Annotated in this window: 18 protein-coding genes; 7 read left to right on the top strand and 11 right to left on the bottom strand. The window is 65.4% G+C overall.

The window, feature by feature from the left end:
- Nucleotides 1-199: 199 nt before the first annotated feature.
- Nucleotides 200-1,213 (bottom strand): lipopolysaccharide heptosyltransferase I, encoded by a 1,014-nt coding sequence (waaC, locus tag QCE64_RS31605; RefSeq protein WP_310008098.1) that lies wholly within the window; start codon nucleotides 1,211-1,213, stop codon nucleotides 200-202.
- Between the two features lie 208 nt (nucleotides 1,214-1,421).
- Nucleotides 1,422-2,300, bottom strand: a complete 879-nt coding sequence (locus QCE64_RS31610; protein WP_309934898.1) for a neutral zinc metallopeptidase — start codon at nucleotides 2,298-2,300, stop codon at nucleotides 1,422-1,424.
- Between the two features lie 387 nt (nucleotides 2,301-2,687).
- On the opposite strand from QCE64_RS31610, the gene QCE64_RS31615 reads away from it, so the two are divergent.
- The 3 genes from QCE64_RS31615 to QCE64_RS31625 are packed head-to-tail and all read left to right on the top strand — an operon-like array spanning nucleotide 2,688 to nucleotide 5,205.
- Nucleotides 2,688-4,085: a cytochrome ubiquinol oxidase subunit I gene (locus QCE64_RS31615; RefSeq protein WP_309926481.1), complete on the top strand. Its 1,398-nt coding sequence runs from the start codon at nucleotides 2,688-2,690 to the stop codon at nucleotides 4,083-4,085.
- 3 nt (nucleotides 4,086-4,088) lie between these two features.
- Nucleotides 4,089-5,090 (top strand): cytochrome d ubiquinol oxidase subunit II, encoded by a 1,002-nt coding sequence (cydB, locus tag QCE64_RS31620; protein WP_309838155.1) that lies wholly within the window; start codon nucleotides 4,089-4,091, stop codon nucleotides 5,088-5,090.
- The gene (locus tag QCE64_RS31625) at nucleotides 5,068-5,205 is read left to right on the top strand and encodes a hypothetical protein (RefSeq protein WP_309926482.1); all 138 of its coding nucleotides are present in this window, start codon (nucleotides 5,068-5,070) and stop codon (nucleotides 5,203-5,205) included. Before cydB ends, QCE64_RS31625 begins: the two co-directional genes overlap by 23 nt.
- 31 nt (nucleotides 5,206-5,236) lie before the next feature.
- Here QCE64_RS31625 and QCE64_RS31630 read toward each other — a convergent pair whose 3' ends face one another.
- Nucleotides 5,237-6,286, bottom strand: a complete 1,050-nt coding sequence (locus QCE64_RS31630; RefSeq protein ID WP_309926484.1) for a permease — start codon at nucleotides 6,284-6,286, stop codon at nucleotides 5,237-5,239.
- Between the two features lie 34 nt (nucleotides 6,287-6,320).
- A complete protein-coding gene (gene mnmH, locus QCE64_RS31635) occupies nucleotides 6,321-7,385 on the bottom strand; it encodes a tRNA 2-selenouridine(34) synthase MnmH (RefSeq protein ID WP_310008100.1) in 1,065 nt (354 codons plus the stop codon).
- A 157-nt stretch (nucleotides 7,386-7,542) separates the two neighbouring features.
- Between mnmH and QCE64_RS31640 the strand changes: the two genes are divergently transcribed.
- Nucleotides 7,543-8,931 carry an ethanolamine ammonia-lyase subunit EutB gene (locus QCE64_RS31640; protein WP_309926488.1) on the top strand — a complete coding sequence of 463 codons (1,389 nt, stop codon included), beginning with the start codon at nucleotides 7,543-7,545 and terminating at the stop codon, nucleotides 8,929-8,931.
- The gene (gene eutC / locus QCE64_RS31645) at nucleotides 8,928-9,713 is read left to right on the top strand and encodes an ethanolamine ammonia-lyase subunit EutC (RefSeq protein ID WP_310008102.1); all 786 of its coding nucleotides are present in this window, start codon (nucleotides 8,928-8,930) and stop codon (nucleotides 9,711-9,713) included. Before QCE64_RS31640 ends, eutC begins: the two co-directional genes overlap by 4 nt.
- Here the strand turns inward: eutC and QCE64_RS31650 are convergent.
- The 3 genes from QCE64_RS31650 to QCE64_RS31660 form a co-directional block, all read right to left on the bottom strand.
- On the bottom strand, nucleotides 9,710-11,563 hold the full coding sequence (locus QCE64_RS31650; protein WP_310008104.1) for a sigma-54-dependent Fis family transcriptional regulator: 1,854 nt from the start codon (nucleotides 11,561-11,563) through the stop codon (nucleotides 9,710-9,712). The genes eutC and QCE64_RS31650 overlap by 4 nt on opposite strands.
- A gap of 150 nt (nucleotides 11,564-11,713) precedes the next feature.
- On the bottom strand, nucleotides 11,714-11,887 hold the full coding sequence (locus QCE64_RS31655) for a DUF1328 domain-containing protein (protein WP_309820442.1): 174 nt from the start codon (nucleotides 11,885-11,887) through the stop codon (nucleotides 11,714-11,716).
- A gap of 167 nt (nucleotides 11,888-12,054) precedes the next feature.
- Nucleotides 12,055-13,203, bottom strand: a complete 1,149-nt coding sequence (locus QCE64_RS31660) for an OpgC domain-containing protein (protein WP_309926495.1) — start codon at nucleotides 13,201-13,203, stop codon at nucleotides 12,055-12,057.
- Nucleotides 13,204-13,510: 307 nt separating this feature from the next.
- Here QCE64_RS31660 and QCE64_RS31665 point away from each other — a divergent pair, with 307 nt between their 5' ends.
- Both QCE64_RS31665 and QCE64_RS31670 read left to right on the top strand, forming a co-directional pair.
- A complete protein-coding gene (locus tag QCE64_RS31665) occupies nucleotides 13,511-14,263 on the top strand; it encodes a TerC family protein (RefSeq protein ID WP_310008106.1) in 753 nt (250 codons plus the stop codon).
- 176 nt (nucleotides 14,264-14,439) lie between these two features.
- On the top strand, nucleotides 14,440-15,885 hold the full coding sequence (locus QCE64_RS31670; RefSeq protein WP_310008108.1) for an acyltransferase: 1,446 nt from the start codon (nucleotides 14,440-14,442) through the stop codon (nucleotides 15,883-15,885).
- 20 nt (nucleotides 15,886-15,905) lie between these two features.
- On the opposite strand, the gene QCE64_RS31675 is transcribed toward QCE64_RS31670, so the two are convergent.
- The 4 genes from QCE64_RS31675 to cbiE are packed head-to-tail and all read right to left on the bottom strand — an operon-like array spanning nucleotide 15,906 to nucleotide 19,017.
- Nucleotides 15,906-16,307 carry a DUF4186 domain-containing protein gene (locus QCE64_RS31675; protein WP_310008110.1) on the bottom strand — a complete coding sequence of 134 codons (402 nt, stop codon included), beginning with the start codon at nucleotides 16,305-16,307 and terminating at the stop codon, nucleotides 15,906-15,908.
- A gap of 7 nt (nucleotides 16,308-16,314) precedes the next feature.
- On the bottom strand, nucleotides 16,315-17,037 hold the full coding sequence (gene cobM, locus QCE64_RS31680; RefSeq protein ID WP_309926504.1) for a precorrin-4 C(11)-methyltransferase: 723 nt from the start codon (nucleotides 17,035-17,037) through the stop codon (nucleotides 16,315-16,317).
- Nucleotides 17,034-17,768: a cobalt-precorrin-6A reductase gene (locus QCE64_RS31685; RefSeq protein ID WP_310008112.1), complete on the bottom strand. Its 735-nt coding sequence runs from the start codon at nucleotides 17,766-17,768 to the stop codon at nucleotides 17,034-17,036. The genes cobM and QCE64_RS31685 overlap by 4 nt, the downstream gene beginning before the upstream one ends.
- A 37-nt stretch (nucleotides 17,769-17,805) precedes the next feature.
- Complete coding sequence (gene cbiE / locus QCE64_RS31690; RefSeq protein WP_309926508.1) at nucleotides 17,806-19,017, bottom strand: precorrin-6y C5,15-methyltransferase (decarboxylating) subunit CbiE; 1,212 nt, start codon at nucleotides 19,015-19,017, stop codon at nucleotides 17,806-17,808.
- Nucleotides 19,018-19,245 lie beyond the last annotated feature (228 nt).

Raw genomic sequence — 19,245 nt, forward strand, 5'->3', positions numbered from 1 at the left:
TTAGGACGATTCTTAAGTGTTTTCGTAATCGTCAGTCTTGAACCCTTCGCCGTCAAGAGTCAAACGGCAACTTTTACGTTGGCGCACCAATTTTTTGGAAAAAACGCCACGTTGATGACACAACAATTTGAGATAGAAGTTTTATGCGCATAAACATGGGGCCCGACTCAGCGCAACACGCTTCGTTCTCGTCGCGGCTCTAGCGCAGCATCGCACCCGTTTCCGCCGAGCCGGATACCGCTTGCGGCGCGCCGTTCGTTGCGCTTTCGATGGCTGCAAGCACTTGCGGCACGTCGGGCGGCGCGCCGTGATCGCCGACCGATACCGAGCGCCCCGGCGCATCGATGCCGAAATGCTCGCGCGATGTCGCGGCAAACAGCATGACCGTGCGGCGCTGCATGGCATGGGCGAGATGCACGAGACCGGTATCCGTCCCGACCACCAGCTCCGACGCCTGGATCCAGTGTGCGCATTCCTCGACCGTCACTTTCGGCAGCACGATCGCGCCCGGCACGATAGCCGCAATCGCCTGCGCCTCGCCGCGCTCGCGCTCGGTGCCCCATGGCAAGGCAATCGTATAGCCGCGCGCGACGAGCCAGCGCCCGACTTCGCCCCAATGTTCCTTAGGCCATTTCTTCACGTCGGCCGAAGTGGCGTGGAACAGCATCGCGATGCGCTTGTCGCGCGGAATATCGAGGCTGTACGCGAGCGCAGGCAGACGCACGTTGTAGTCGGGCGTCTCGTCGAAGGTGTAGCCGAGCGCCTCGGCGACGCTCACGCGCATGCCGCGCCAGGCATCGGTATGCGGACGCGGGCCAAAGCGCGCGTTATACGCGAAGGCCGCGCCACGCTCGCCGAGATCCTGGTTCAGATAGCCGAAGCGCCGCTTCCCGCGTGCAATGAACGCGATGATCGCGCTCTTGTAGACGCCGTGGATATCCACGATGGCGTCGTATTTCTCGGCACGCAGTTCGCTGATGGATGCGCCGATTTCCTTCAGGTCGTTCCAGTTGCGGGCCTTCTTGAACTTGCGCAGCGGCGCGCTCAGCACGCGGTCCACACCCGGATTCCAGCGAATGATGTCGGCGAAGGCGGCGTCGGCGGCCCAGTCGATTTTTGCGGAGGGAAAGGCACGCCGCAGGTCGGAAACGACGGGCAGCGTCTCCACGATGTCGCCGAGCGACGTGACTTTGACGATCAGAATTCGCTTCATGGAAGAGTCTTGAGTGCTCGGATGCCGGCGGCGCGCGGGAATGGGCCGCCGCAGGCGGCGCAGTGAGCCGCGCTCCGCAAAACCAGCGATTCTAATGAAATTGGGAAAGCGGCATTGTCAGCCTTTGTAAGTTCTTCCGCCCGCTCGCGCCGGTTTGCGTGCGTCGCGCGTATCGAGAATAGTCCAAATCGCGCAGCGTGACCGCAACTCAGAGCGCGCGTGCGGAGAAGGTATCGCACTGGCCGACATCGCCCGTCGACAGCCCGCGCCGCAGCCAGCGCTGCCGTTGCTCGCTGGTGCCGTGGGTGAAGGCCTCCGGAACGACGCGCCCTTGCGACTGCTGCTGAAGCCGATCGTCACCGATCGCGCCTGCCGCGTTCAATCCCTGCTCGAAATCGCCCGGCTCGATCAGTTGCGCGTTCATCCGTTGCGCGACTGCGGCCCATACGCCCGCGAAACAATCCGCCTGCAACTCGACGCGCACGGACAGCGCATTGGCCTGCGCGCGCGACATCCGTGTGCGCGCCTGATCGACCTTGTCTGAAATGCCGAGCACGTTCTGCACGTGATGCCCGACTTCATGCGCGATCACGTATGCCTGGGCGAAATCGCCGCCAGCGCCGAAGCGGTCGCGCAACTCGCGATAAAACGAGAGATCGATGTAGACCTTGCGATCCGCGGGACAGTAGAACGGACCCATGGCCGCCTGTCCGGTGCCGCAGGCCGTCTGCGTGCCGCCGGAGAACAGCACCAGCGTGGGTGCCGGATAGTCCTGGTTGAACTGTGTGTGGAAGATCTGCTGCCAGGTGCGCTCGGTGTTGCCGAGCACCTTGCGCACGAACACGGCGCCCGGATCGGTGGCGGGCTGCCTGCTGGCGGGCGCTGCCTGCTGCTGCGGCGCGTTGCCCTGCAGGACCTGTGCGCCGTTGATGATGGTCATCGGATTGATGCCGAAGAAGTACGAAGCCGCGAGCGCGACGATGATCGTGCCAATGCCGATCGATCCGCCGCCTACCCGGAAGCCGCCGCCTCCGCCGCCGCGCCGGTCTTCGACATTGCGGCTTTCTGCTTCGTCATCGAGGCGCATCGTATCTCTCCTTGTTTGTCTGCGCGGCGCGCGCGCTGCGATAGCCATTATCGTACCCGGCCGAATCGCGCGGTTTGTGATGACGCCGCCTCAGTTCTTTTAGCCCTTTCGCACAGGCTTCGCCGGTCGTGCGGTCGATTGTCGCGAACGCCCCTGCGCGTTCATGCCGCAGCGCACGATAAACGTGCCCCAAAAGCATCGGAGAATCAACCCGATAGCGCCTGCAAGCCCTTGAAACTGCGGCATTTGCGCGCGCAGCAAGATCGCTGACGCAACGCAACACTTTTTGCGATTGGCGCTAAGCTCGGCCCCGTTACACGACTGAATCGGCAAGAACACACACGCCCGACAATCCGGGCGCGGGTGACATTCAAGGCACAGGGCATCATGCATTCGACTCTCGAAGCACTCGATCTGGCGCGGCTCCAGTTCGCGTTCACTGTCTCGTTTCACATCATTTTTCCGGCGTTGTCCATCGGGCTCGCGAGCTTCATCGCGGTGCTCGAAGGCGCCTGGCTCAAGACCGGCAAGCCCGTCTACAAGGAGCTGTGTCTTTTCTGGTCGAAGGTCTTTGCCGTGGCGTTCGGCATGGGCGTCGTGTCGGGCGTCGTGATGGCGTACGAGTTCGGCACCAACTGGGGCGGCTTCTCGACCTTCGCCGGCCCGATCACCGGCCCCCTGCTCACCTACGAGGTGATGACCGCGTTCTTCCTCGAGGCGGGCTTCCTCGGCATCATGCTGTTCGGCTGGAACAAGGTCGGACCGAAGGCGCACTTCGGCGCCACGCTGATGGTCGCCATCGGCACGCTCATCTCCACCTTCTGGATCCTCGCGTCGAACAGCTGGATGCAGACGCCCCAGGGCTTTCGCATCGAAGGCGATCACGTCGTGCCGGTGGACTGGTGGGCGATCATCTTCAATCCGTCGTTCCCGTACCGGCTCGCGCACATGGCGATTGCGGCGTTCATCGTCGCGGCGCTGGTCGTCGCCGCGACTGGCGCATGGCATCTGCTGAAAGGCCGGCGCGATCCCGCCATCCGCAAGATGTTCTCGATGGCGCTCTGGCTGCTGCTGGCACTGACGCCGATTCAGGCGCTCGTCGGCGACGCCCATGGTCTCAACACGCGTGAACATCAGCCCGCGAAGATCGCGGCGATCGAGGGTATCTGGGACACGGAGAAAGGCGGCACGGCGCTGAACCTGTTCGGCATTCCCGACATGGAAGCCGAAACCACGAAGTACGCGGTGCGGATTCCGCATCTCGGCAGCCTGATCCTCACACACAGCTGGGACGGCGAGATTCGCGGCCTCAAAGAGTTTCCGAAGGCGGACCGGCCGAACTCGACGCTCGTGTTCTGGACCTTCCGCGTCATGGCGGGTCTTGGCGTGCTGATGATCCTGATGTCGTTCGCGGCGTGGTGGCTGCATCGCAAGCGCCGGCTGTTCGAGGCGCGCTGGTTCCATCGCTTCGCGCTGGCGATGGGTCCGAGCGGCTTCATCACGCTGCTGGCCGGCTGGATCACGACCGAGGCAGGCCGCCAGCCGTGGGTGGTGTACGGCGTGATGCGCACCGCCGATGCCGTCTCGCCCGTTACTGCGCAACAGGTTGGCGTGTCGCTGCTGGCGTTCGTGATCGTCTACACGATCGTCTTCGGCACCGGCATCTACTACTTGCTGAAGTTGCTGCGGCAAGGGCCCGCGCTGCCGGGCTCGCCTACGGAGACGCCCGACGGCACCGCGCGCCGGCCGCTCAGCCTTCCGCATCAGTCCATCGAAGGAGCTTAAGACATGGACCTCACGCTTGCCTGGGCCGCGATCATCGCGCTGGGATTGTTTCTCTACGTGGTGCTCGACGGCTTCGATCTCGGCATCGGCATTCTCTTTCCGTTCTTTCCCGACCAGCACGACCGCGACGTGATGATGAACACCGTCGCGCCGGTCTGGGACGGCAATGAAACCTGGCTCGTGCTCGGCGGCGCAGGACTGTTCGCCGCGTTCCCGATGGTCTATTCGACCGTGCTGTCCGCGCTCTATCTGCCGCTCGTGCTGATGCTCGTCTGCCTGATCTTTCGCGGCGTGTCGTTCGAGATTCGCGCAAAGGCGCAGCGCACGCGGCATCTGTGGGATCTGGCGTTCATCGGCGGATCGGCGGGCGCGACTTTCTTTCAAGGCGTGGCGCTCGGCGCGTTTCTCGACGGCATTCCCGTCGCCGATGGCCGTTTTGCCGGCGATCCCTTCGGCTGGTTCACGCCGTTCGCGCTCTTTACCGGCGGCGCGCTTGTCGTGACGTACGCGCTGCTCGGCGCGTGCTGGCTGATCGCCAAGACCGAAGGCGATTTGCAGCGGCGGATGTATCGCGTCGTCTGGCCTTTGACGCTGCTGCAACTCGCGACCATCGCCGTCGTCAGTATCTGGACGCCGCTGCAGGACGCCGGCATTGCGTCACGCTGGTTCGACTCGCCGCTGTTCTACCGGCTGCTGCCCGTGCCGGTGCTGGTCGCGGCGTGCGCGTGGGCCATGAGACGTTCGATCGAATCGCGTCACGAGACACGGCCGTTCGCCGTCGCGCTGGGCTTCGTGCTGCTCGGCTATGCGGGACTTGTCGCGAGCATTTCGCCCCATGACATCTTCCCGGGTGTCTCGATCTGGGACGCGGCCGCGCCGCATTCGAGCCAGTTGTTCACGATCGTCGGCGCGGCGGTGATCCTGCCGGTCATCATCGCGTACACGACGCTAAGCTATTGGGTATTCAGAGGAAAGGTGCGCCATGGCGAACATCATTACCACTGAGCGCGCGCGCAAGCTGTTCTGGTTTGTGGCGCTGTGGGTGGCGGGCGTGGGCGGCGCGATGCTGCTCGCGCTGCCGTTCAAGCTGCTGATCAAGGCGGGGGCGGCGATTCATTGAGGGCGGGGTGTCGTCTTCGACAAACACCCCCTCAAGACACCCCCGCCGCCACCACCCCGCCGACGATCCCGAACACCACCACCGCCACCGTCACGAACGCCAGCACGCGCGGCGGAAACGATCGCCCGAGCATCGCCAGCGACGGCACGCTCACCGGCGGCAGCGTCATCAGCAAGGCTCCAGCAGGACCGGCAGCCATGCCGAGCGACAGCATCGCCTGGATGATCGGCACTTCACCGGCCGTCGGGATCACGAACAGTGTGCCAGCCACGGCGAAGGCCGCGATCCACAGCAAGCCGTTGCCGATATCCGGCCCGATATGCGGAAACAGCCACGCGCGCGCCGCGCCGAGCAGCAGCACGAGCACGATGTATTCAGGGATGAGCCGCAAGGTCATGCGGCCGAGAATCTTGAGCCAGCGCGAAAACGCCGTGCCGGGGTCGTCGGTTTCGACGAGCTTCGCCAGCGACTCGCGCGATGCCGCCGCCTGTGCCGGCGTCACCATCCGGTTCACCGCGTAGCCGAGCCCGAACACCATCAACACGCCCAGCACGAGGCGCAGGCCGGTCCATTGCCAGCCGAGCACGAAGCCCATGAACACCAGCGCGGCCGGATTGAGCACGGTATTGCCGAGCCAGAACGCGATCGCCGCGCCCGGCGCCGCCTCGCGCGCCCGCAGGCCCGCGACGACCGGCGCCGCGCAGCACGTGCACATCATGCCCGGCAACGACATCAGCCCGCCGTTCACCACGCTGCCGAAGTTATGCTCCCCGAGCGCCCGGGCGACCCAGCGCGGCGGAATCAGCGCCTGCACCGCCGAGCCGAGCAGCAGGCCGAGCACCATGGCCTGCCAGATGGCCTTGCCATAAGCGAGCGCGTAATCGAGCGCGGCCTGCCACGAAGGCGTCGGCGCATTCGCGGCCGTGCCCATCAGAATGGACTTGCCGATGGAATGCTGGCTCGCCGCAACAAACGCGCGGTTGTAGTACGGAAACCATTTCACATAGAACAGTCCCAATACGGCGATCAGCAGGAACACCATCCAGCCGAGCGCGACGCGAGGTTGTCGGAGCGTGGTCATAACGTGTTTTCTTGTTTCGAGTGTGAAGTTGGAATCAGAGTGCGGGCGTGGTTTCGGCGAGCTGCGCGAGCAGTGCATGCGCTTGTTCGATACTGTCTTCGTCGTTCGGCCGGAACAGCACGTGCGCCGCGTGCGGCAACTCGCGATAGAGCGCCTGGCTGCTGCGCGCGTAGGCCGGATCGTAATGCCGGTCGATCAGCTCGCCGAACAGCTCCGCGCGCGCATCGGCGTCGATCAGCCCGTGCCAATGCGCCACGCGTTCGCGGCTGTGCAGCGCAACCAGCTTCGAGAGCTGCGTCTTGAAGAAGGCCGGATCGTCGAACAGATGGGCGTAATCCTGCAACAAAAACGCGATGCGGTCTTTCCGCTGCGCACGAACCTCCACGCAGGGCGACGCGTGCAGACTGTCGAGCAGCGCGTCGGGCAGTGTGATGGAACCGATGCGGCGCCCTTCCGCCTCGACGAACACCGGCCGGGTCCGGTCGAAGTGGGACAGCACCTCGAGCAGCGCCGAATCGAAGCCTTTCTGCGACGGTTGCGGCTGCCCCGGCAACGCCCCGAGCAGCGACCCGCGATGCGCCGCCAGCCCTTCCAGATCAAGCGCCTGCGCGCCCGCCCCGTGCAGCGCTGTCAGGAGCCGCGTCTTGCCGCTGCCCGTATGGCCGATCAGCACCACATAGCGGAACTGGCGCGGCAGTTCGCTTAGCCGCTCCATCACGCCGCGCCGGTAAGTCTTGTAGCCGCCGTCGAGCTGACGCGCCTGCCAGCCGATCAGGTTGAGCCAGGTCGTCATCGAACCGGAGCGCTTGCCGCCGCGCCAGCAATAGACGAGCGGGCGCCAGTTACGGGGTTTGTCTGCGAAAAGCGTATCGAGATGCTGCGCGATGTTGCGCGCGACCATCGCCGCGCCGACGCGGGTCGCCTCGAACGGCGAAACCTGCTTGTACATCGTCCCGACGATCACCCGTTCCTCGTTGCTGAGCACCGGCGCGTTGATGGCGCCGGGAATGTGATCCTCGGCGAATTCGAGCGGCGTGCGGACGTCGACGATTTCATCGAAATCGCCAAGGCGGTCGAGAGGAACAAGCAGGTTTTTCACGGGAAACGGGGCGCGCGGCGGCTGACTGAAGCGAAAAATTATCGCATGGGCACGGATTCGCTTCCGGCGGGCTCTTTTTTCTCCGCCGCCCCAGGCGGGCGCGAAGCGGCTACAGTGGCCGTATCGCAGGACCGTCCGCACCGTGCAAGGAGAAGCGATGAGCTATCACGAGACGATCGGCGTGCGCCGCTACCGTTTCGACGACCTGAAGACGCTGCTCGCCCGCGCCAGTCCGCGACGCTCCGGCGATGAGCTCGCCGGTCTCGCGGCCGCCACCGAGGAAGAGCGCGTGGCCGCCAAAATGGCGCTGGCGCAGGTCCCGCTCGCCGCCTTCCTCGACGAACCGCTGATCCCCTACGAGGACGACGAAGTCACGCGGCTGATCGTCGACACGCATTCGCGCGAAGCCTTTGCGCCCATCGCGCATCTGACGGTCGGCGCCTTCCGCGAATGGCTGCTCGCCGACAGCACCGACACCGCCGCGCTCGAAGCCGTCACCCTGGGCATCACGCCGGAGATGGCCGCGGCGGTGTCCAAGCTGATGCGCAACCAGGACCTGATCCTCGCCGCCAAGAAGCGCCCGGTGGTCACGCGCTTCCGGACGACCATCGGCCTGCCGGGGCATCTCTCCGTGCGCCTCCAGCCGAATCACCCGACCGACGATCCCAAAGGCATCGCCGCCGCGATGCTCGACGGCCTCTTCTACGGCTGCGGCGACGCGGTCATCGGCATCAATCCGGCCTCGGACTCGCCGGCGGCCATCGGCACGCTGCTCACGATGATGGACGACTTCCGCCGCCGCTACGACGTGCCGATGCAATCCTGCGTTCTCACGCACGTCACCAACACGCTCGCGGCGATCGAACAAGGCGCGCCGGTGGATCTCGTGTTCCAGTCGATCGCGGGCACCGAGCGCGCCAATGCGAGCTTCGGCGTGTCGCTCGCGCTGCTCGCGGAGGCGCGCGACGCGGCGTTGTCGCTCGGGCGCGGCACGGTCGGCGACAACGTCATGTACTTCGAGACGGGCCAAGGAAGCGCGCTGTCGGCGAACGCGCATCACGGCGTCGATCAGCAGACTTGCGAGGCGCGTGCCTACGCCGTGGCGCGCCGCTTCCAGCCGCTGCTGACGAATACCGTGGTCGGCTTCATCGGTCCGGAATATCTGTACGACGGCCGGCAGATCATTCGCGCGGGACTGGAGGATCACTTCTGCGGCAAGCTGCTCGGCGTGCCGATGGGCTGTGACATCTGCTACACGAATCACGCCGAAGCCGATCAGGACGACATGGACACGCTGCTGACGCTGCTCGGCGCCGCGAACGTGAATTTCATCATGGGCGTGCCGGGCGCGGACGACGTGATGCTCAACTATCAAAGCACCTCGTTTCACGACGCGCTGTATGTCCGCCGGCTGCTCGGCCTCAAGCGCGCGCCTGAGTTCGAAGCGTGGCTCGCCAGAATGCGCGTTACGGATGCAGAGGGCGGTTTGCTTGCGCGTCCATCAGGCGCGCCCCGTCAACCCCTGCTCGACTGGATCGACGCATGACGACGCCACCCCGCCAGGACGATCCGTGGGACGCGTTGCGGCGTTTCACGAATGCCCGCATCGCGCTGGGCCGCGCGGGCAGCAGCCTGCCGACCGCGCCGCTGCTCGCCTTCGAACTCGCGCACGCGCAGGCGCGCGACGCGGTCCACCAGCCGCTCGATACCGGCGCGCTTGCCGAGGCCATCCGCGCCGCAGGGTTCGACACACTCGATGTGCCGAGCGCGGCGCCCGATCGCGCTAATTATTTGCGTCGTCCCGACCTGGGGCGCATGCCCGGGGAAGCAGGCGAGGCGCATCTCGCCGAGTACGCGAAGACCCTGCATGACGCACCGGACCTGGTGTTCGTGGCCGCGGACGGACTGTCCGCTGTCGCCGCGCAGCGCCACGTCGCGCCGCTGCTCGCGAGCCTGCGGCCACGTCTCGAAGGCTGGCGCATCGGTCCCGTGGTAATCGCCACGCAGGCGCGGGTTGCGCTGGGCGATCCCGTCGGCGAACGCTTGCGGGCGCGGATGGTGGTGATGATGATCGGTGAACGGCCGGGACTCAGTTCGCCGGACAGTCTCGGGCTCTACGTCACGTATGAGCCGCGCGCCGGCCGTCACGACGCCGAGCGCAACTGCATCTCCAACGTGCGCCCGGAGGGCCTGCCTTACGACGCCGCCGCGCACAAGCTGATGTGGCTGCTGAACGAAGCGCGCCGCCTCGGACTGACCGGCGTCGGGCTGAAGGATCACAGCGGCGCGTTGCCCGCGCCTCACAGCCCGGACGCACTCGAAGACTAGCCGCGCAGCTTGCGATACACCGTCGTGCGCGACACGCCGAGTTCGCGCGCCGTCGCCGATACATTGCCGCCGTGCGCCTTGAGCGCTGCCGCGACCGCGCCGGCTTCGATGTCGGCAAGACGCCCGCCTGAGGGCAGCGTCGGTGCGAATGCCGGCTCTATCTCACCGAGTGCATCGAGTTCATCCACGAAATCGTGCGGCAAATGGGCGACGCGGATATGGGTGTCGTGGTCGTCGAGCATCGCGCAGGCCGTGCGCAGCACGTTGCTCAACTGCCGCAGGTTGCCCGGCCAGGGATGGCGCGCGAACAGCGTGAGCACGGCCGGATCGATCTCGATCGGATGGCCGATAAATCGCTCGTCGCGCAGCATCTTGTCGGCGACCGCGCGCAGATCGGTTCGCTCAGCCAGCGGCGGCAGTGTCACCGAGAGTCCGTTGACGCGGTAATACAAATCCTCGCGGAAGGCGCCCTGCGCGACGCAATCGCGCAGCTTGCGGTTACTCGCGCAGACCAGCATGAAATCGACCGGCACCGCGCGCGCCGCGCCGAGCGGCTCGACCACGCGCTCCTGCAGCACGCGCAACAGACGGCTTTGCAGTGCGAGCGGCATGTCGCCGATTTCATCGAGGAACAGCGTGCCGCCGTTCGCCTGCACGATCTTGCCGGTCGCGCCGCGTTTGGCCGCGCCCGTAAAGGCGCCCGGCACATAGCCGAACAGCTCGGATTCGATCAGCGTCTCCGGCAGCGACGCACAGTTCACCGCGACGAACGGGCCCGCGCGACGCGGCGAATCGGCATGGATCGCGCGCGCGAGCATTTCCTTGCCCGCGCCGGTCGGCCCGCCGATCAACACTGGAATGTTCTTGCCGATCACCTTGCGGACGCGTCCGGCGACGTCCTGCATGTGCGCATCGCCGGTGCAGAGCGCCGCGAGCGCCGACGACACCGGCTCGGCGACCGTCACGGCCACGCTCGTCGACGGCCGGCCGCGAAACTCGATGCTCGCAAACACGCCGACGCCGCTGTGCAGCACGAGCCGCCGCGGCGCGTCGCCGGGACGCCCGATAAACTTTTCGACACCCTCGCCGAACAGCGTCTCCGCCGTCTGCGCACGCAGACTGCGCAAATCAAGCCCGAGCTGGAACTGCGCGCTGCGGTTCGCGCACAGCAGACGGCCGTCCAGTTCGAAGACGGCAATGCCCTCCATCAGCGTGCCGATGAATTCGGGCCGGCTGTGGAAACGGACGCGCAGCTTGTCTTCGAAAGCGCTCGAAATCAGCCGGTTCTCGATGGTTTGTCCCGACATCTTGACGAGCGCCATCGTGTGCTGGTGATAGCCGCGCCGGTCGCCGGTGACGTCGAGGACGCCGGACAGGTTGCCGAGCGGATCGAGGATCGGCACGCTCGAGCAGGTCAGGAAATGATTCGCGCGCAGGTAGTGCTGGTCGCCGTGAACGGTGACGGCCGTGCGCTCCGCGATGGTCGTGCCGATGGCGTTCGTGCCCTGATGCGCTTCGTTCCAGATCGCGCCGGCGCGCAACGCGACTTTTTCGGCGCGGGCGAGAAAGTCGTCATCGCCGAACGAATGCAGGATCAGGCCTTCCGCGTCCGTCAGCGCAATCATGCTGTGCGTATTCGCAAGCTGGGCGTACAGCGTCTCGATGACCGGCAGCGCGTGCGCGCACAGCGTGCGGCTCTCGTCGAGCTTGACGGCGAGTTGCGCGCCGGTCAGCACGACGTAATCGGGGCGCATCGTTTCACACAGCCCGAAAGTGGCCGAACGCTCGTGCGAATGACGGATGAGATCGCGCTGCGCGGGCTGCAAGGCCGCGCCGATGGCGTGCTGCATCGCCTTCCTCCTTGTCGGTTCAGCGCGGCCGTCGGCGGGGCTTGGTGCCATCCGACGCCGCGTGACTGTCTCCTCGCCGCAATGTAACACTGCGGCGGGACACGGGTCGATCCGAGGAAGCACGCGTAAGCGGCATGGCGCCGCCCGGCGCTACAGCACAAGCGAGCCCGCGGATATCGCGATGACGAGGAAGATCACGAACAGGATCAGGAAGATGAAGAAACAGATCTTGGCGATGCCCGCCGCGCCCGATGAAACGCGTGTGAAGCCGAAAAGGCCCGCAACAACGGAGATGATCGCGAAGAGGATGGCAAGTTTGAGCATGGCGATTCCGGTTTTTTTGTCGTGATGGCCGGTGTACATGCAAGCAGCGTGCCGCACATGCTTTTCCGCATCAATCCGATGGTGCGTTGCGAAAAAGACGGTTAGTTGCTGGTCAATCCCCAAAAAAGCGGGCGAAGATTGCCCGCTTTTTTGGCTCGTTGCTGCTGTCAACGCCCGCGCGTATCGGCGGCGACGCGAGCTGGCGCTGCTGCCGGCGCCGGTTTGGGCAGCGGTCGACGGCTGCCGAGCCAGCCCGCCACGGCTTGATGCACGCGCGGCACGGCGAGCAGCGCGCCGATGGCGAGCGCATCGGCGGCTAGCCCGGCCGGCACGTTGATGAGGCCGTCGGTGAGCGTGAACAGGACAGAATCGACGACCAGCGAAATGACCGTCCCCGCGACGAATGCCACCATGCCGTCGCGCCCTACCGCGCCGATCCACGGCAAGCGGTTCGCGATCGCCTTCACGACGCCATAGCGCGCCAGATTGGCGCAGATCCACGCGATCGCCAAGAAATTGACGATTCGCGGCCCGGCGAGGTCACGCTTGAACGCACTGTCCAGCACCGGGGGCAGCACAAGCAGCTTGTAATACGCCATGCCGGCGATCAGCGCGACAGTGCCCGCGCTGACGATCCAGCCGAAACGATGCGCGCTCACCCGCTGGTACACGGGCTGGCAGCGCGCCAGCACGCCGAGCACGAACATCAGCTGCCAGGCTGCCGGATTGAAGTCCCACAGGTTGTCTTCGGCGGAGGGCAGATATTCGCCGATGGCCGGCGCACACGCCCACAGTGCGAGGCTCAGGCCGAGCAGGATCCAGGGCTTGCTGCGCGCGAGCGGCAGCATCAGCGGCACGGCCAGCGCGAACAGGGCGTACATCGGCAGGACGGCGGCCAGGTACGGCTGGCGCTCGAAGGTGAGAATCTGCGCAATCGACGAGACCGGCTCGGCCATCAGGCTGTCGAGATCGTGTAGCGCGAGATTCGGCGCGTGGCCAAAGAACGGCCGCAGCAGGAAGGACGCGGCCAGCATCAATACGGCGGTGACGAGGAAGGCGCGGTACAGCTCGAACGCCCGCTTCACGAAGCGGCGGCGCGCGACGCTTTCGGAACGGCGCTCGGCGAGCGAGACATAGGCGGTGGCGGTGGCGAAGCCGCCAAGAAAGACGAAGACTTCGGCGGCATCATTGAGCGCGAACGCATGCAGGGTGAAGCGCGACACCATGCTCCCGCCGATATGATCGACGACGATGATGAGCAGAACCAGTCCCCTGAAGAAGTCCAGCTCGACGAGACGTTGTGATTTTCCCTGCATGCGAAAGTGGCGTTTTTTCCCGGAAGTCGGGAAGTGTAGGACGGCCGGATTTTCAGCCGGCTCGAGAGGGTTGGAGTTTACCCGTAAACCGAACTCAACCGCTTCTCAAGAGATGCAAAAATCCGTTTCAAATCCGGTATTTGTGGCCAGTTGGCCATATTTAGTCGCAAGACACGACCCGGCCCGCGGAAGATCGCTATCGTGTGGCGCTTCGATACGAATTAATATTTCAGGTTCCTTTCATTTCTGCAATCGAGCAGGTTAGCATTCCGCCATTGACGTCAATCCCTGACCAGGCCCGCACCGCATGGACTATCTCTTCGCCCTTCTCGCCGATCCTGCCGCCTGGGCCGCGCTCGCGACGCTCGTCGTCATGGAAGTCGTGCTTGGCATCGACAACCTCATCTTCATTTCCATCCTGACCAACAAGCTGCCCGAAGCGCACCGGGCACGCACCCAGCGCCTGGGAATCGGCCTCGCGCTCTTGATGCGGCTTGGCTTGCTCGGCACGGTGGCGCTGATCGTCCGGCTCACGGCGCCGATCTTCGAAGCCTTCGGGCACGGCTTCTCGTGGCGCGACCTGATCCTGATCGCGGGCGGCGTGTTTCTCGTGTGGAAGGCCACCACCGAGATCCGTCATCACGTGACGCACGACGCCGACGACCACGACGGCGCGAACGCGGGGGGCCGTCTGACGCCACTCTCGGCGATCGGCCAGATTTTGCTGCTCGACCTCGTGTTTTCCATCGACAGCATCGTGACCGCGGTCGGCATGACCGAGCACATTCCGATCATGTTCGTCGCGGTGATCGCCGCGGTCGCCGTGATGCTGTTCGCGGCCGGGCCGCTGTCGAGGTTCATCGAACGGAATCCGACCATCGTCATGCTGGCGCTCGGCTTCCTGCTCGCGATCGGCATGACGCTGATTGCGGAAGGTTTCGGCTCGCATGTGCCGAAAGGCTATATCTATGCCGCGATGGCGTTCTCGGCGCTGGTGGAGGCGCTCAATATGCTGGCGCGGCGCGCGAAGACGCGCAAGGCAGGCGCAGCAAGGGATTGAGAGCCTCCAGACGGGCGCATGCTAGCGGACTCTGGCGGTGTGCCAGGCTTAGTTCAGCGTCCGAATAAATTTCCGAGCGTTCGCACAAGGAAATAAAAGCAACCGGGCCAGGTAATATTTTGTATTAAGTCATTGTAGAATCCGCCGAAACGATAATTCCAGACGGCGAGATTCAATTGGCGACAGTTGCAAATACAAAAATAGTCCAGACAGAGGCCAGACCCTACCGTCCCGAGATTGACTCACTTCGCGCAGTCGCTGTCATTGCCGTCCTGATCAGTCACTGGGCGCCCAAAATCATGGGCCCCGTGAATTGGGGACACGCCGGCGTCTACATGTTCTTTGTGATCAGCGGCTTCGTCATTACGCGTGGGCTGCTGCGCGAACGCAACGCAGGTCAAGGCCAGATCAATGTCGTCGCGTTTTACACCCGGCGCGCGCTGCGTATTTGGCCGATCTATTACCTTTCGATGGCATTCTATTTGCTGATCTGGCCTGGAATGAGCGGGTCGGAGGCACTCTGGCACTCCGCATTTCTCTCCAATCTCTTTTTCTCGCTCAACCATGGAGACGGATTTCCAATCCATTTCTGGTCGCTCTCGGTTGAGGAGCAGTTTTATCTGGTGTGGCCGTTCATCACGCTGCTGCCGAGCCGAATCTTGTGGAAGGTCTGCTGCGCCATGATCGTCGCTGCGCCCGTGTCGAGACTCTTCTTCTACGGACACATACACAACGTCGAAGCAACGCTTTACTCCTTGACCAGCAACGTCGATTGCCTCGCGTTCGGTGCACTGCTCGCATTATTCGAGCAGCAAAGGCAGCAAGGTCTTGCTTTTCCTCATGTCGTCACAGGATGCATCGGCGCCGTTCTCACGATGTGTGTTTTCGCCGGCGACCTCACCGGTCACTGGGCCTATGGAATCGTTCTGTGGCCGACGGCCATTGGCTGCCTGACAGCCTCGTTGATTGCCTGGATGGACGGCTCGCCGACTGCGATAGCGATCGCTTGCCGTCCCACCTTGCAATACCTCGGCCGCATCAGCTACGGGATCTACCTCTACCATCTGGCAGTGGGCCGATACCTGTTCGATCAGACCGTGGTTCGGAACATGTCACCGCTGGCTTTTTTCCTGATCGCGTTTGCGATCACCGTCGCGGTCGCATCGGCGAGCTGGTATCTGATCGAAAAGCCGTTCGTGGCGCTGGGACGCAGACATCGCGACGGATCGAAATCTCCGCGTATCGCCATGTCCATGGCGATCGCGTGCGCAGTGCTTCTCGTGCCGCTTGGCATGAACCAGCTCTTCCTTCGCAACGCGCTGCCGGTCGTCTCGCTGCAAACGAAGATCGTCGATTACGGGCCCAGGACCATCGATCTCGCCCACCTGGATCCCGCCGGCACGCCGATCTGGATGAAGATCAACGGCGATTTGCCTCCGGGTACGGTGGCCGTCATTGGCGGTGAACGAATTCCAATGTGGAAGTCCGATGACGTCGTGGCATTCAAGCTGACGCCGGATCTTTTGCTTCGTCCGAGCCATCAGACGGTGTTTCTGGAGCACCGGGGCTTCGTCACTGTTGCGCGAACGGCCCAGGTCGGACTGGAAATCGGCAGCAATTGACCGACGCGCCGCGCTGACCGTCAGAACAGGCTGCGCTGAGGCGCCTCAGGCTCGGACCGCGACGCTTCCGGCAGCGGCTGCGCCCGCAGCCAGCGTTCGATAGCATCGACCACATGCTGCCGCTCGACGGCATCCAGCGCCCGGCCCGCCGGGATCTCATGCCATTTGGCCAGACATGAGCGGCAGCACGTCGCCGTCGCATGCTGTGCGATGAACACCGGATGCCCGCGCATCGGCGTCTGCTTTCCGTCGTTGGGCGGCAGCGGCGGCGCGAGACGCCTGCCGATCATGTCGTGCGCTTGCGCGAGCACCGTCTCCATGCCCTTCGCGCCCAGATACTTCCCTTCCCGCACGCCGAGCGCAAAGCGCCGCCGGAACGCCGACCGGGCGAGTGCGGCAAAAACGGCGTCGAGATCGCGCATGGCGGGGTCAGCTGCCGTAGAGCGTCGAGTCGGCGAAACCGTCGGCGGACAGCACGCGGCCGACGAGAATCATCGCCGTGCGTTCGACGCCCGCCGCGCGCACCTTTTCCGCGATGTCCGCGAGCGTGCCCTCGATGCGCGTCTCGTCGGGCCAGCTCGCGCGAAACACCACGGCCACCGGACAGTCCGTGCCGTAATGCGGCACCAGGTCGGCGACGATGCGCTCGATGTGACGCACGCCGAGATGAATCGCAAGCGTCGCGCGGTGCCGCGCCAGATCCGCGAGCGATTCGCCAGGCGGCATGGCCGTGCGGGTCGCGTAGCGCGTGAGGATGACCGTCTGGGAGATGCCGGGCAGCGTCAGTTCGCGACCGAGCGCCGCCGCCGATGCAGCCGTCGCCGTCACGCCGGGCACAATTTCATAGGGAATGCCGAGCGCGTCGAGCCGGCGCATCTGCTCGCCGATCGCGCCGTACAGCGAGGGATCGCCCGAATGCACCCGCGCCACGTCCTGGCCGGCGACGTGCGCGTCGTGCAACAGCGCGACGATGGTATCGAGATCGAGCTCCGCCGTATCGATGCACTTTTCCGCATGATGACCGGCGAGCACTTCCTTCGGCACCAGCGAGCCGGCATAGAGCAGTACCGGGCAGGTGCGGACCAGCCGCTGGCCTTTGACGGTGATGAGTTCGGGATCGCCGGGTCCGGCGCCGATGAAATAGACGGTCATGCTGTGGATGAGAGTTGAAGTCCGAGCGCATCGAGTGCATCGGCGACGGTGTCGAAACGGCGGTCGGCGGCGGGCAGCTCGGGACGCGCGAGCATGATGACCGGCAGGCCGCGTTCGCGCGCGACCGTCAGCTTCGCCTCGGTCGCGCGTCCGCCGCTGTGTTTGCTGATGACGACATCGATGCGGGCTGCGTCGAACAGCGCGCGTTCGCCGTCGAGGGTGAAGGGGCCGCGCGCATCGATGATCCGCGCGCGTGCATTGCCCGCGTGCGCTTCGAGACAGCGCACGGTCCAGTATTGCGATGCGGGAATCTCGTCCAGATGCGCGAGCGGTTCGCGCCCGAGCGTGAACAGCGGCCGGCCGAATCCGGCGATGCCGGCGACGATGCCGTGCCAGTCGTGAACGAAACGCCAGTCGTCGCCGGACTGTGCAGGCCACGCGGGACGGCGCACGGCCCATAGCGGAACGCCTGTGCTGTCGCAGGCCGCGCGGGCGTGGCGGCTCATTTGCGCGGCATACGGATGCGTCGCATCGACGACGAGCGCAATGCCCGCGTCGCGCAGATACGCGCACAGCCCGTCGATGCCGCCAAAGCCGCCGACGCGCACCGTGCACGCGAGATCGTCCGGTACGCGTCCCAGGCCTGCCAGGCTATAGACGTGACCGGCGGGCAGTGCGCGCGCGAGCGCGAGCGCGTCGCCGGTGCCGCCGAGCAGGAGAATGCGCTTCATGCCGCACCGGCCTTGCGGGAAGACGAACGCAGGCCGCTCATGGCTTGCTCGCTTGCAGCAGCGTGATGGGCAGCGCCTGGCGCCAGGTATCGAAACTGCCGAGCGGCTCCGCCTGCGCAATGGCGATGCGCGTCAGTTCGCCGCCATGCCGCGCGCGCCATTCGACCAGCGCCATCTCGCTCTGCAAGGTCACGGCATTGGCGACGAGCCGTCCGCCCTGACGCAGGCGCGACCAGCATGCATCGAGCACGCCGGGCACGGTCAACCCGCCGCCGATGAACACGGCGTCCGGCGCCGGCAGGCTGTCGAGCGCGGCGGGCGCCTCGCCCTTCACGAGTTGCAGCGCGGGCACGCCGAGCGCGTCGCGGTTGTACTCGATGAGCCGCTGCCGGCTCTCGTTCGCTTCGATCGCAATCGCACGGCAGGCGCGGTGCGCGCGCATCCATTCGATGCCGATCGAGCCGCAGCCCGCGCCCACATCCCACAGCAGTTCGCCCGGCTGCGGCGCGAGATGGGCCAGCGTCACGGCACGCACCGCGCGCTTGGTGAGCTGGCCGTCGTGCCGATAGGCGTCGTCGGGCAGGCCCGGCGTCAGCGGCGGGCCGGCGTGGCCCGCGTGCGTACGGCAGTCGATCGCGATCAGATTGAGTGCGGCGACGCGCGGCTCGCGCCAGTCGTCGGCCCGTTCGTCGATACGGCGTTCGCTGGCGCCGCCCAGATGCTCGAACACGCTCATGCGGCTCGCGCCGAAACCATGCGCGGTGAGCAGCGTGGCGACTGCGGCGGGCGTGGCGCCGTCGGCGCTCAGGACGAGCAGGCGCGCGCCGCGATGCACGTCGGCGAGCAGCGACGCCGCCGGCCGGTTGACGAGCGACACGCACGCCACGTCCTGGAGCGCCCAGTGCAGGCGCGCCGCGGCCAGCGACAGAGACGACGGCGCGGGCAGCACGCGCATTTCCTCGCCGGCGACTTCACGCGCGAGCGTCGCGCCGACGCCGAAGCACATCGGATCGCCGCTTGCGAGCACGCAGATGCGGGTCTTGCCGTCCCCGCGTCCGGCGAGCACGGCGTCGATCGAAAAGGGCCGGGGCCACGGCACGCGGCGCGCGGCGATACGGGACGGCAGCAGCGCAAGATGGCGCTCGCCGCCATGGATGGCCTGCGCTTCGACGAGCGCGCGGCGGGCGGCGCGGGACAGGCCGTGCCAGCCGTCCTCGCCGATGCCAACGACGGTCAGCCAGGTCGACATGCGGCATCTCCTCGATTGGGATCCGGGCCTGTCAGGCAACCCGCTCAGCAAAGCGCCCGAGGGGCCGTCAGGGCCGGATGGTCGGTAAAAGCGGGCATGATACAGGTCCAACGGAGCCCGGGTTGCCCTTGCAGTGGACGGTACGGTTGTTATGTTTCTCGAGCTTCGTGAAGGCGCGTCAAATCTTGATGGCCCGAAGAATCGACTCTCATAGATTACATGGGTACG

The sequence above is a fragment of the Caballeronia sp. LZ043 genome (genome assembly GCF_031451075.1).
In the GTDB taxonomy this organism is placed as follows: domain Bacteria; phylum Pseudomonadota; class Gammaproteobacteria; order Burkholderiales; family Burkholderiaceae; genus Caballeronia.